This is a genomic window from Rhodococcus yananensis (assembly GCF_020515525.1).
GTDB lineage: Bacteria > Actinomycetota > Actinomycetes > Mycobacteriales > Mycobacteriaceae > Rhodococcus > Rhodococcus yananensis.
Genome location: NZ_JAIYEP010000056.1, coordinates 16,751 through 28,708 on the forward strand (window position 1 = coordinate 16,751; position 11,958 = coordinate 28,708).

13 protein-coding genes are annotated in these 11,958 nt (G+C 68.6%); 4 read left to right on the top strand and 9 right to left on the bottom strand.

Annotated features, from left to right (window positions below; all coding sequences use genetic code 11):
- Window positions 1-25 precede the first annotated feature (25 nt).
- Window positions 26-763, top strand: a complete 738-nt coding sequence (locus LDQ05_RS14085; RefSeq protein WP_226437586.1) for an acetoacetate decarboxylase family protein — start codon at window positions 26-28, stop codon at window positions 761-763.
- Here the strand turns inward: LDQ05_RS14085 and LDQ05_RS14090 are convergent.
- Genes LDQ05_RS14090 through LDQ05_RS14100 form a run of 3 tightly spaced genes read right to left on the bottom strand, consistent with a single transcriptional unit; the run spans window position 747 to window position 2,905 of the window.
- Entirely contained in the window at window positions 747-1,424 is a 678-nt protein-coding gene (locus LDQ05_RS14090) for a GntR family transcriptional regulator (RefSeq protein WP_226437587.1), read from the bottom strand. The two genes, LDQ05_RS14085 and LDQ05_RS14090, sit on opposite strands and share 17 nt — an antisense overlap.
- On the bottom strand, window positions 1,411-2,148 hold the full coding sequence (locus LDQ05_RS14095; protein ID WP_372461115.1) for a maleate cis-trans isomerase family protein: 738 nt from the start codon (window positions 2,146-2,148) through the stop codon (window positions 1,411-1,413). The genes LDQ05_RS14090 and LDQ05_RS14095 overlap by 14 nt, the downstream gene beginning before the upstream one ends.
- A 13-nt stretch (window positions 2,149-2,161) precedes the next feature.
- Complete coding sequence (locus LDQ05_RS14100) at window positions 2,162-2,905, bottom strand: maleate cis-trans isomerase family protein (protein ID WP_226437588.1); 744 nt, start codon at window positions 2,903-2,905, stop codon at window positions 2,162-2,164.
- An 81-nt stretch (window positions 2,906-2,986) separates the two neighbouring features.
- Between LDQ05_RS14100 and LDQ05_RS14105 the strand changes: the two genes are divergently transcribed.
- Together LDQ05_RS14105 and LDQ05_RS14110 are read left to right on the top strand one after the other, a co-directional pair.
- Window positions 2,987-3,955 (top strand): D-2-hydroxyacid dehydrogenase, encoded by a 969-nt coding sequence (locus LDQ05_RS14105; protein WP_226437589.1) that lies wholly within the window; start codon window positions 2,987-2,989, stop codon window positions 3,953-3,955.
- 31 nt (window positions 3,956-3,986) lie between these two features.
- The gene (locus LDQ05_RS14110) at window positions 3,987-5,360 is read left to right on the top strand and encodes an amidase (RefSeq protein WP_372461116.1); all 1,374 of its coding nucleotides are present in this window, start codon (window positions 3,987-3,989) and stop codon (window positions 5,358-5,360) included.
- Between the two features lie 10 nt (window positions 5,361-5,370).
- On the opposite strand, the gene LDQ05_RS14115 is transcribed toward LDQ05_RS14110, so the two are convergent.
- Both LDQ05_RS14115 and LDQ05_RS14120 read right to left on the bottom strand, forming a co-directional pair.
- Window positions 5,371-5,871: a DUF3830 family protein gene (locus LDQ05_RS14115; RefSeq protein ID WP_226437590.1), complete on the bottom strand. Its 501-nt coding sequence runs from the start codon at window positions 5,869-5,871 to the stop codon at window positions 5,371-5,373.
- 11 nt (window positions 5,872-5,882) lie between these two features.
- Entirely contained in the window at window positions 5,883-7,139 is a 1,257-nt protein-coding gene (locus tag LDQ05_RS14120) for an aspartate aminotransferase family protein (RefSeq protein WP_226437591.1), read from the bottom strand.
- A 115-nt stretch (window positions 7,140-7,254) separates the two neighbouring features.
- Here LDQ05_RS14120 and LDQ05_RS14125 point away from each other — a divergent pair, with 115 nt between their 5' ends.
- Window positions 7,255-8,733 carry an NAD-dependent succinate-semialdehyde dehydrogenase gene (locus tag LDQ05_RS14125; protein WP_226437592.1) on the top strand — a complete coding sequence of 493 codons (1,479 nt, stop codon included), beginning with the start codon at window positions 7,255-7,257 and terminating at the stop codon, window positions 8,731-8,733.
- Window positions 8,734-8,799: 66 nt separating this feature from the next.
- On the opposite strand, the gene LDQ05_RS14130 is transcribed toward LDQ05_RS14125, so the two are convergent.
- The 4 genes from LDQ05_RS14130 to LDQ05_RS14145 form a co-directional block, all read right to left on the bottom strand.
- Window positions 8,800-9,084: a DUF4193 domain-containing protein gene (locus LDQ05_RS14130; RefSeq protein ID WP_226437593.1), complete on the bottom strand. Its 285-nt coding sequence runs from the start codon at window positions 9,082-9,084 to the stop codon at window positions 8,800-8,802.
- Between the two features lie 219 nt (window positions 9,085-9,303).
- Complete coding sequence (locus tag LDQ05_RS14135; RefSeq protein WP_226437594.1) at window positions 9,304-10,818, bottom strand: MFS transporter; 1,515 nt, start codon at window positions 10,816-10,818, stop codon at window positions 9,304-9,306.
- A 75-nt stretch (window positions 10,819-10,893) separates the two neighbouring features.
- Window positions 10,894-11,649, bottom strand: a complete 756-nt coding sequence (locus LDQ05_RS14140) for an SDR family NAD(P)-dependent oxidoreductase (protein ID WP_226437595.1) — start codon at window positions 11,647-11,649, stop codon at window positions 10,894-10,896.
- Complete coding sequence (locus tag LDQ05_RS14145; RefSeq protein WP_226437596.1) at window positions 11,642-11,848, bottom strand: hypothetical protein; 207 nt, start codon at window positions 11,846-11,848, stop codon at window positions 11,642-11,644. The genes LDQ05_RS14140 and LDQ05_RS14145 overlap by 8 nt, the downstream gene beginning before the upstream one ends.
- Between the last annotated feature and the right edge of the window lie 110 nt (window positions 11,849-11,958).

The following is an 11,958-nucleotide window of genomic DNA, read 5'->3' on the forward strand; positions in this document are numbered from 1 at the left end:
ACTGAAACGTGTTCTCATTACTGTCATGGGTGAGGTTCACACGGTGTTGGGCACTCGCGTCGAGATGCCCGTGCAGGTACGCGCAGCGACGGCGTTCATGGCGGTGTTCCCGGTGCCCACGATGGCCGCGCAGTCGCTGATCGAGCACACGGGCCTCGAGATCCTGCAGTACCGACCCGGCCGTGGACTGTGCACACTGGTGTTCGTCGACTACGTCGACGGTGACCTCGGTCCCTACAACGAATTCGGCGTGTGCTTCCTCGTCCGCGACCACACGCGCCGCGACCGCGGTCTTCGCGGCGACCTCCGCGACCTCGCGACCGGACGGGCAGGCGTCCTGATCCACCAGCTTCCGGTGGACGGCGAGTTCACCCGTGCCGCCGGCCGCGGCATCTGGGGGTTCCCGAAGATCCTCGCCGACTTCGACGTCGACCACGCCGCCCCCACGAAGCGCGGCACTGTGCGATGCGACGGCGAGTTGATCGCGGAGATGTCGGTGGCGCCCGGTGTTCCAGTTCCCGGCAAGGGAATCGCGGCGTCGCTCGCCGCCTGTTCGCACCTCGACGGCACCACCCGCCGCACCACCTGGGAGATGAACCCGAGCGGGGTACGCACCCGGCTCGGTGGCGCCGCACTGAGATTGGGCGCTCACCCCGTCGCCGAGGAGCTGCGCCGGTTGGGGCTACCGCGACGGGCGCTGCTGACGTCGTCGATCCCGGATCTGCGGATGACGTTCGGGGATGCCGTCACGATCGGTCGGTGAGGTCACGCAACCGCGCGACGGCGTCGCTCAGGTGCTCGTCGAGCAGGGCGTGCACATCGGCAGGATCGGCCGAGCGGATCGCGTCGCGCAGGGCGACGTGCTCGTCGACCTGGACGTGCAGATCCGGGTAGGTGGTCTGCAACGCCCCGAGACACATGCGGGTCTCGACGAGCAGGGTGCGCGCCGCCCGGACGAGTCTCGGACTGTTCGAACTCGCGACGAGGATCTCGTGGAAACGCCGGTCGCCGTCCGACACGCCCGATGCGTCGCCGACGGCGGCGGCCGAACGCATCTGCTCGATCGCGGGCCCCAGCTCCTGCCAGGTCCGTTCGCGGCGACCGTCGAGCACCAGATCGAGTGCCCCACCTTCGATCACGCGGCGGCTGCGGTAGATGTCGACGACGTCGTCGACCGTCAACTCGGAGACGAAGATCCCGCGATTGCGGATGCTCTGCAGCAGCCCTTCGGAGACGAGCCGTTGCATCGCTTCACGCAGCGGCCCGCGCGACACGGCGAAGCGGGTGGCGAGTTCGGTCTCGCCGAGTTGACTGCCGGGTTCGAGCACACCGCGGACGATCGCCGACCGTAGTTGCTCGGCGATCAGCTCCGCCGTCGACGGACGCGCGACGGGCCGGAGATCGTCGAGCTCACCGAGAACCATGACCGACACCTTCCTCGAACAGCCTGCCCAGTTCCGGGCGTATCACTGTATATCCCGCCACCCGCAGCCCTTCCCACACCGTGACCTGGTTCGCGGTGAGGACCGGTTTGCCGAGGCGGGTCCGGAGTTGCGGAAGCAACCGCAGAGTGTGCATCGCGGTGTCGGGCACGACCACCGCCTGCGCCTCGGGACTGTCGGCGGCACGCACCATCCGGTGCACGTCCTCGGCGGTGAGGCTTCCCACCTCCGCGGCGGTCGCGATGCCCTCGTCGCTGAACGACACGACGTCGATGCCGGCGGTGGTCAGGAAGCTCACGAACAGCGCGGCGACGTCACGCGGGTAACTCGCCGCGACCGCGACCCGACCGACCCCGAGCGCGTGCAGTGCCGCGGTGAACGCGAAACTCGTGCTCGACGCGGGAACTCCCCCGGCCGACTCCGACAGTCGTTCGACCTGTGTGCGGGCACCGTCCGGACCGTACACGAAACTGCCGGACGTGCACGCCCAGACGATCGCGTCGAGTCGCTGCCCGGACAACCGGGCGGCACCGGCAGCGAGGGTGGCGGGGCTGCCGAGCGCGAGCAGCTCGGGGACCGCGTGCAGGTCGGTTCCGTAGACGTGGGCGACCGGCAGTTCCACGTCGAGCAGATCCGCGGCGTAGGGATAGTCGTCCTCCGCCGCGTGGTCGGGGTAGATGATGCCGACGACGGGAGCGCGGTGCATCAGCGGCGTCCTCTCATCCGAAGACACCCCGGAGCCACTGTCCCGGACCTGTCATCGGGAGCGCCATCCGCCCGAGACACGCCCAGATCGTGAGTTGGTTGGCGGTGAGGACGGGCTTGCCCAGTTCCTGCTCCAGCGGGGTGATGATGTCGTAGGTCGGCAGATTCGTGCAGCTGACGAAGACCGCCTGCGAAGCCGGGGTGTCCGAGTCGATGATGTGTTCGGCGACGGTGCGGTAGTTGACCTTCCAGATCCCTCCGCCGAGTCCGAGGTAGTCCGACCGGACGACGTCGGTACCCGCTTCGGCGAGGAAGTCGCACAGCAGCTCGGTGAGCTCGCCGTCGTAGGGGGTCAGGACGGAGATGCGGGTCAGGTCGAGCGCCCGGAGCGCTTCGAGCAACGCCCCCGACGTGGTGACGGCATCCGGTGCACCTGCCTCGCGGATCGCATCGCACAGCGCCTTCTCGTGGGCGAGCCCGTGCACGAAACTGCCCGAACTACACAGGTAGGCGACGACTTCCGGTTCCACGTGCAGGATGTCGCGGGTCGCAGCGGTGATCAGCCGACGGTCGGAGACGAGTTCGGCCATCGCCCTGCTCACCGCGACCGGTTCGAACGGTGTCCGGGCGAGATGCAAACTCACCTCGAGCGGCGTCCACCGCCACAGTTCCCGCTCGAGCGCGAGATCGAACGGTGCGATGATGCCCACGCCGCGTTGCGCCAGGGGTCCCTCGAATTCGGGGATGTTCAGTTCCACGCGCCCCCCAGTGTTCTGCCGGGACACCACCGAATCGGAGGATTGTTGACAATAATACGATCTGCTCATACGGTGTCAATCGTGAGTTCGACACCGGTAGTGGCCGTTCTCCACGCCGAGAACGTGCCCGACGAGGCCGCGATGGCCCCGGTGGCCGACCACGCCGAGATCCGATACACCGACGCCGACGGACTGGCCACCGCCCTCGACGGCGCCGAAACCCTCTTCGTCTACGACTTCCTCAGCGACGCACTCCCCGCCGCGTGGCACGCCGCGGGATCACTGCGATGGGTGCACGTCGCGGCGGCCGGAGTCGACCCGATCCTGTTCCCCGAACTCCGCGACAGCGACGTCACCGTCACCAATTCGCGCGGGGTGTTCGACCGTCCGATCGCCGAATACGTCCTGGCGCAGATACTGTCGTTCGCCAAAGATCTCCCCGGATCCCTGCGGCTGCAACACGGACACACGTGGCGTCATCGCGACAGCGAACGCATCGAGGGTCGACGCGTACTGATCGTCGGAACCGGGCCCATCGGCCGCGCGATCGCACGGTTGCTCACCGCCGTCGGCATGGATGTGCGCGGCTCGGGACGCCGTGCCCGCACCGACGACCCCGACTTCGGCACCGTCACCACCGACCTGCCCGGCGCCCTCGCCGACGCCGACTTCGTCGTGGCCGCGGCGCCACTGACCGAACAGACGCACGGGATGTTCGACGCCGCGGCGTTCCGGTCGATGAAGCCCGGTGCACGGTTCGTGAACGTCGGGCGCGGCGACCTCGTCCGCACCGAGGATCTGATCTCCGCGCTCGGCTCCGGGCAGATCGCCGGCGCCGCCGTCGACGTCGTCGACGTCGAACCGCTCCCGCCGGAGCATCCGCTGTGGGACGCTCCGAACATCGTGATCACCCCGCACAATTCGGGTGACTTCGTCGGCTGGAGGGAGACGCTGGTGGATCTGTTCAGCGACAACTTCCGGCGGTGGCGGGCGGGCCGGCCGCTCCACAACGTCGTCGACAAGAAGCTCGGGTACGTACCCGGCCCGTGACCTCGGGCGGAACCGATCCGGAGGGAGCGTCGTGAACCCCACCGACATGACCGCGGTCGAACTCGTGACGGCGTACGGCGCGGGTGAACTCTCCCCCGTCGAGGTGGCCCGCGCCGTCCTCGACGACATCGCCGCCCGCGACCGCGACATCAACGCGTTCTGCCTCGTCGACGAGGACCACGCCCTCGCGCAGGCCCGCCGATCGGAGGAACGCTGGCGCACCGGTTACGCCAAGGGCCTGCTCGACGGCGTGCCCATCTCCATCAAGGACATCTTCCTCACCGTCGGGTGGCCGACCCTGCGGGGCTCGCAGGCCGTCGACCCCGATCAGCCGTGGGACGTCGACAGCCCGGTCGCCGCGCGACTGCGCGAGGACGGAATGGTGTTCGTCGGCAAGACCACCACCCCGGAGATCGCGTGGAAGGCCGTGACCGATTCGGCGCTGTGCGGGATCACTCGCAATCCCGCCGATCCGACGAAGACCGCCGGCGGCTCGTCGGGTGGTAGTGCCGCAGCGGTCGCGGCGGGAATGACCCCGTGCTCGGTGGGTACCGACGGCGGCGGCAGCATCCGTATCCCCGCGTCGTTCTGCGGTGTGGTGGGGTTCAAACCCACCCACGGACGCATTCCGCTGTTCCCCGCGAGCCCGTTCGGTCCCCTCGCGCACGCCGGGCCGATCACGCGCACGGTGGAGGACGCGGCGTTGCTCACCGACATCCTGTCGCTACCCGATCCGCGTGATCCGACGGCGCTCGCGCCACCGGTGTCGACCTTCCGGGGTGCCTTGAACCGGGACCTGACGGGCCTCGGTGTCGCGTATTCGAGAACGCTCGGGTTCGCGACGGTGGATCCGGAGGTCGGTGACATCGTCGACCGCGCGGTCCGTTGCCTCGACGGGGCCGGGATGCGCGTCGTCGAAGCGGATCCCGGATTCGACGACCCGATCGACGCGTTCGAGACCCTGTGGGCTGCGGGCGCAGCGGCGATGCTGCGGCACTTCCCCGACGGGAGCCGCGACAAGGTCGATCCGGGGCTCCTGCGGGTCTGGGAACGCGGCGAACGGGTCGGTGCCGTCGAGTTCCTCGACGCCCGGGCGGTGGCCGCGGCGGTGGGGATCACGATGGGTGTCTTCCATCAGACGCACAACGTGCTGCTCACTCCGACGATGCCGATCACGGCGTTCGACGCGGGGCACGACGTCCCGCCGGGGTCGTCGGCGACACGGTGGCCGCAGTGGACGCCGTTCACGTACCCGTTCAACATGTCGCAGCAGCCGGCGATCAGCATTCCGGCCGGAAGGACGTCGGCGGGTCTACCCGTGGGTCTGCAGATCGTCGGGCCCCGGCATTCGGACGATCTCGTGCTGGCGGTCGCGCGGTTCGCGGAACGCGCCCTGGCCCCCTGACCCGTGGGGGTTATCGAGGGGCGCGGGCGAAGCTCAGGGTCTCCCCCGCCACCCCGCCGAGCCACATCTCGTTGCACGCGACCGCGAACTCCCGCAAACCCTCCTCGACCGTCGCGAACACGTTTCCCGGCACCCACCCGAGATCTCCGTTGATCAGCAGGTTGTTGCGGCCGTAGAACAGCGCCAGGTCGGTCGCGCCCGGCTCGGCGTGTGCCGCGGAGCCCGGCTCGTACCCGTAGGCCGGGTTCCCGATCTCCCACGGTTCGAAGTCGAACAGGCAGACGTCACCGGGAATGGGTGTGACGGTCGGATTCTCCCGATGCGGGGCAGCGGTGATCCGCGGCACCAGGGTGTAGATCTCGTTGCGGGCGTACTTCGCGTGGAAGACCGCACCGCTCTGCGGCAACGCCTCCCACACCGCGTCACACGTGCGGGGGGCCTCGTCGTCGAGGAGCCGTGCACGGCACGCGATGCCGCGCCTGTCCAGAACGATGGTGATGTACCGGGTCACAGCACACCCTTTCAGACCTCCGCGAGCACCTCGGACCACATGCCCAGGGCCTCGTCGATCTGGTCGGCGGTGACGACGAGCGGCGGAATCATCCGCACGACGTTCATGTGAGCGCCGCACGTGAGCAGCAGCAGCCCTTTCTCGGCGGCGAGTTTCTGCGCGGCCGTGGCACGGTCTCGGTCGGGCGTACCGTCGGCGGCGGTGAACTCGGAGCCCACCATCAGGCCGAGACCGCGGACGTCGCCGATCGCATCGGTGGCGCGGTCCCGTGCACCGTCGACCAGTTCGCGTCCCCGTGCGGCGGCGTTCTCGACGAGCCCTTCCTTCTCGATGACGTCGAGCGTCGCGACCGCCGCAGCGCACGACACGGCGTTGGCACCGTACGTGCCGCCCTGCGAACCGGGCCAGGCCTTCGCCATGAGCGCCTCGGATGCGGCGATACCCGACAGCGGGAAGCCGCTGGCCAGTCCCTTCGCGATCGTGATGACATCCGGTTGCACATCGAAATGCTGGTGTCCGAAGAACTTTCCGGTACGCCCGAAGCCGGTCTGGATCTCGTCGAACACCAACAGGATTCCGTGTCGGTCGGCGCGTTCACGAAGCCCCCGGAAGAAGCGGCTGTTGCCGGGAACGTACCCGCCCTCCCCGAGCACGGGTTCGACGACGAACGCGGCGGTCTCGTCGGGTGCGGTGACGGTCGCGAACAGATAGTCGAGTTCGCGCAGCGCGAAGTCGGTGGCCTGATCCTCGGTCCAGCCGTAGCGGTAGGCGGTGGGGAACGGCGCGACGTGCACCCCCGCCATGAGGGGGCTGAAGCCTGCCGAGAATCGGGTACCCGAGGTGGTCATGGACGCCGCCGCGACGGTGCGTCCGTGGAATCCGCCGTGGAAGACGACGATGTTCGGCCGACCCGTGGCCTGACGTGCCAGTCGCAGCGCGGCCTCGACGGCTTCGCTGCCGGAGTTCGCGAAGAACAGTGAGTCGAGACCGTCGGGCAGCACCGTGCCGAGTCGTTCGATCAGTTCGAGCAGGGGCCGGTGCATGACGGTCGTGTACTGGCCGTGGATGAGCGAACCGATCTGTCGTCGGGCCGCCTCGACGACGTGCGGATGGCAGTGACCGGTGCTCGTCACCCCGATACCGGCGGTGAAATCGAGATATCGGCGGCCGTCGACGCCGTGGATGTAGCAACCGGACGCGTGGTCGACGGTGACGGGTGTGGCCTGGAGCAGACGCGGCGACAGATGAGCCGGTGACGAATGGGTCATGACGACACTTCCTCGAGTGCGGGGACGCGAATCGAGTACGAAACATTGTCGGATTGTCAACAATATGAATAGCATGGGGAGACGCCGAAGGCAATGGACCGGGAGGTACCCACCCATGCACGAGCACACCGCGACGGCACCCACCGCCTCCGAGATCGCCGCCGTCGACTCGGTCCCCACCGGGCTGGTCATCGGCGGCACGCGCCACGACACCGCGCGCAGGATGCCCGTCCTCGATCCCTCCACCGGAACCGAACTGTGCACCGTCGCCGACGCCGACCCCGACGACGGCATGCGTGCCCTCGACGCGGCCGTCGCTGCGCAACCCGCCTGGGCCGCGACCACCCCGCGCGAACGCTCGACGATCCTCGCCGACGCGTACCGTCTGCTGATCGAGGACATCGACCGGCTGGCCCTGGTCATGACCCTCGAGATGGGCAAACCCCTCGCCGAGGCGCGCGGCGAGATCACCTACGCCGCCGAGTTCTTCCGGTGGTTCTCCGAGGAAGCGGTCCGGATCGACGGCAACTACATGCCGGCCCCGACCGGCGGCTCCCGATTCCTCGTCACCCGGCAACCGGTCGGCCCGAGCCTGCTCGTCACTCCCTGGAACTTCCCCATGGCGATGGGCACCCGCAAGATCGGGCCGGCGATCGCGGCGGGCTGCACGAGCGTCGTGAAACCCGCCTCGCAGACCCCGTTGTCGATGCTCGCCCTCGTCGAGATACTCGACCGCGCCGGATGTCCGCCCGGCGTCGTCAATGTCGTCACCACGTCCCGCGCCGACGACGTGATGACCCCGCTCATCCTCGATCCCCGGTCGCGGAAGCTGTCGTTCACCGGATCGACGGCCGTCGGCAAACACCTGCTCGAACTCGCCGCCCGCACCGTGATGCGCACGTCCATGGAACTCGGCGGCAACGCACCGTTCCTCGTGTTCGACGATGCCGACCTCGACGCCGCCGTCGACGGCGCCCTGTCCGCGAAGATGCGCAACATCGGACAGGCCTGCACCGCGGCCAACCGGATCCTCGTCCAGCGCGGTGTCGCCGCAGAATTCACGACTCGACTCACCGAGCGGATGGCCGCGCTCCCCGTCGGCAGGGGCACCGAGGAGTCCGTCGTGGTCGGGCCACTCGTCGACGGATCGGCGGTCGACAAGATCACCGATCTCATCGACGACGCGGTCGGGCGCGGCGCGCGCATCGGGCTCGGCGGCACTCGACTCGATCGCCCGGGATTCTTCTTCCCCGCGACCGTGCTCACCGACGTCCCCGACGACGCGCACATGTGCGCCACCGAGATCTTCGGCCCCGTCGCCGCGATCGGGACGTTCGACGACGAGACCGAGGCGGTCCGCCGCGCGAACGACACCCCGTACGGGCTCGTCTCGTACGTCTACACCGAGAACCTGCGGCGCGGCCTCCGGGTCTGCGAAGCACTCGAGGCCGGCATGGTGGGCCTCAACCAGGGCGTGGTGTCGAATCCCGCGGCACCGTTCGGCGGGGTGAAGGAATCCGGGCTGGGCCGCGAGGGCGGCTTCACCGGCATCGACGAATTCCTCGAGACGAAGTACATCGGCGTCGCCCTCTGAACCGTGAGCTGCGGGACGGGCCGGGTACTGCTCACCGCATCGGCGTGCAGGTGAGCCGATGCCCCGTCAGGCGCAGTCCGCGCAGACGTTCGTGTCGGGGTCGGCGAGCCGGTTGCGGTGCTGCACCAGGAAGCAACGTGTGCAGGTGAATTCGTCGCTCTGGCGCGGGACCACGCGGACGGCGAATTCCTCACCGGACAGGTCGGCTCCCGGCAGTTCGAAGGATTCCGCGGTGTCGGATTCCTCGACGTCCGCCACCGCGGCGTGCGTCTTGTCGCGTCCACCACCGAGGATGTCGAGCGACTCCTCGGTGTCGTCTGCCACGCGCGGGCGATCGTAGTCGGTAGCCATGTGCTCCTCCGTTCGTGGACGTACTGCCGGTCCCGAAGGACCGATGGTAGGCCACAACGAACGCCATGCCGAATTCATGCCCGGTCACAGACCCGTCTCGGATTCGGCGCGGCCGGTATCGCCCCCGCCGCGCCGTGCCCCACCGTGGGCGTGAGCGAATGTACCGCCTGCTCGATCGGTTGGAGTGGACGGTACATTCGCTCGCCACCGGGGTGGCGGTCAGGGTGCGTCGAGGTGCGTGCCGACCACCGCACCGACTCCGGGCGCGGCCGGATCGTGCACGGAGAACTGCTCGACACGACGAGGAATGGCGGACACCGCCAGCACACCGACGACCGCGGTGAACACGGCGATGACGAACGCCGCGACGAATCCACCGTTCGTGTACACCACCGCTCCCCCGGTGTCCGCCGGAGACAGAGGCGCGACGAAGGAATTGTTCATCACCGCGAAGGCGATCACCGGCAGCGCAGCGGAGACCAGAGACTGGACGACCCCGGCGATACCGGCCGTCGACGCCTGCAGTTCCGGCGGAACCGCGGCGATGAGTTGATTGGGCACCGCCGCGTAGCCGAGACCCATCCCGAGACCGACGATGCCCGCGAATACGAACAGAGTCGGCTTCGCATCGTGCTGCACCGCGGTCAGGGCCGCGCCGGATCCCAGGAACACCATGCTCGCGGCGAGCAACGTGCGAGGCGGTACACCCCGGCCGCAGAGCGTTCCGACGACGATGCCGCCGGTCATCGTCATGACCCCGAGAGGCACCTGGAACAGCGCGAACCCCTCGGCGTCGAGTCCGAAGCCGTAGCCGAGTCCGAAGGTGTCGGGTGTCATGGTCATCATGGGAAGGACGATCGAGTACAGCGCACCCACACCGTAGACGGCACCGGCCGCGATCACCGTGTACAGGACGGGGCGCCGCCCGAGCACGTCGAGACCGATCAGCGGTTCGGGTACCCGCTGCGCGGAGAGGTACCACCCGACGACCAGAACCACACCGCCGAGCAGGAAGACCAGGGTGATCGGCGCCGTCCACCCCCAGGTGGGTCCGAAACTCACCGCGATCAGCACACCGGCGAGACCCGCACCGAGCAGGGCCGCACCGATGAAGTCCACGCGGGATCGCAGTCGCACGGACGTCTCGGGTGTGCTGGCGAGGACGAGGAACACGAGAACCACGAGAATGCCACCGAAGAACCAGAAGACGCTGCGCCAGCCGAAGCCGTCGATGAGCCATCCGGCGAGGAACGGAGCCGCCACCGTGATCAACCCCATCCCGGCGGTGGAGATACTGACCGCCAGTGGAACGATCTTGGGCGGGAACACATCTCGAATGAGCGAGTAGCTCAGGAAGAGGCAGGGCACGAGCATGCCGCCCAGCGCGCGGCCCGCGATCATCACGGCATAACTCGTGGCGATCGCCGACATCAGCGTTCCGGCAGTGGATATCGCGATGCACCAGATGAGCAGTCGGCGTTTGCCGTACATGTCGGCGAGCTTGCCGACCAGCGGAGCGGTGACTGCTCCCACCAGCAGGAAGGCGGTGATCAGCCACGCACCCTGATCGGTCCGGAACTCGGTGGTGATGGCGGGCAGTGCCATCGACACCGTCATGTAACCGACGCTGAGCACTTCGAGAACGAGCACGATCGACACGAGCGAGAAGATCAGTCGCGGTGTCCATCCGCGTCCGTCGACTCTCGACGCGTCGTGGTCCGATGCGGTCGTCATGGGAACTCCTGGGAGTCGTGTGGGATTCGGTTCGGGAGAGCCGGAGAACGTGTGGTGGCCGTCGGCCCGAGCGCACTAGCGCATCAGGACCTGACCGCCGTCGACGGGCAGGGAATGCCCGGTGATGAAACGTGAATCGTCGCCGCACAGGAATACGACGGCCGCGCCGATATCGTCCTCGGGGTCACCGAACCTGCCGAGCGGCACGGTCCGGAGGTAGTCACCGGCCTCGTCGGGACGCTCCTGCGACCACTGTTCCAGTGCCGGCGACGAGGCCAGCGGCAGTACCGCATTGACGCGGATCCCGTCGCGCGCCCATTCACACGCGGCAGCCCGGGTCAGCGACCGGATGCCTTCCTTGGCCGCGGCGTAGACGCCGTACCCCGAAGGGTCCCACCGGACACCGGCCGCCGACCCGAGATTGACGATTGTGCCGCCGCCCTTCAGGTGCGGATGGCACGTGCGCATCAATCTCCATGTCGCGCGGGGCCCGGAATCCATCACCGCGCCGTATTCGTCCTCCGAGACGTCCAGCAGTGCACCGTTGACGGTGGTCTGGGCATTGTTGACGAGTATCGACAGGCCGCCGAACTCGTCGACGACGGCACCGACGAGGGCGGCGATCGAGTCCGGGTCGGTGACGTCGCACGAGAACGCGTGTGCCTCGCCGGCACGTGACCTGATCTCGTCGGCGACCGCCTCGACCTTGCCGACGGTGCGCCCCGCCAGCGCCACGGCGGCGCCGCGCGACGCGAGGGCCAGGGCGATCCCGCGGCCGACACCCTGGCCCGCACCGGTGACCAGCGCGATCCGCCCGGTCAGTTCAGCCACGACGACCTCCCCCGGCCGCGGTGAGGTCACCGATCCCGGTGATCTCGCCGGTGTCGGCGGTGTGGATCGCGGGAGTCGGGCGGCGCGGCCCCGGGATCGCCTCTCGGGTCGCGGGGATCCGGCCGAGGACCCCGTTGCGCATGTGCATCGGCCCCGGTCGAGGTGAGCCGAAGGGGTCCGGATGATCGTGCGAGGACATACGTGAACCTTTCGTCGTGACGCGGCTCACAATGTGCTCTGCGGTGTCGCGCACGACAGGGAGTTCCCGCCCAATGGGAGGACATGCAGCAGCGGCGGGCCCCGGCACTC

Bases quoted from the DNA above. Each gene is read 5' to 3' on its own strand.
- LDQ05_RS14090 (WP_226437587.1), bottom strand. From the start codon at position 1,424: ATGGTTCTCGGTGAGCTCGACGATCTCCGGCCCGTCGCGCGTCCGTCG.
- LDQ05_RS14130 (WP_226437593.1), bottom strand. From the start codon at position 9,084: ATGGCTACCGACTACGATCGCCCGCGCGTGGCAGACGACACCGAGGAG.
- LDQ05_RS14120 (WP_226437591.1), bottom strand. From the start codon at position 7,139: ATGACCCATTCGTCACCGGCTCATCTGTCGCCGCGTCTGCTCCAGGCC.
- LDQ05_RS14145 (WP_226437596.1), bottom strand. From the start codon at position 11,848: ATGTCCTCGCACGATCATCCGGACCCCTTCGGCTCACCTCGACCGGGG.
- LDQ05_RS14095 (WP_372461115.1), bottom strand. From the start codon at position 2,148: ATGCACCGCGCTCCCGTCGTCGGCATCATCTACCCCGACCACGCGGCG.
- LDQ05_RS14135 (WP_226437594.1), bottom strand. From the start codon at position 10,818: ATGACGACCGCATCGGACCACGACGCGTCGAGAGTCGACGGACGCGGA.
- LDQ05_RS14125 (WP_226437592.1), top strand. From the start codon at position 7,255: ATGCACGAGCACACCGCGACGGCACCCACCGCCTCCGAGATCGCCGCC.
- LDQ05_RS14085 (WP_226437586.1), top strand. From the start codon at position 26: ATGGGTGAGGTTCACACGGTGTTGGGCACTCGCGTCGAGATGCCCGTG.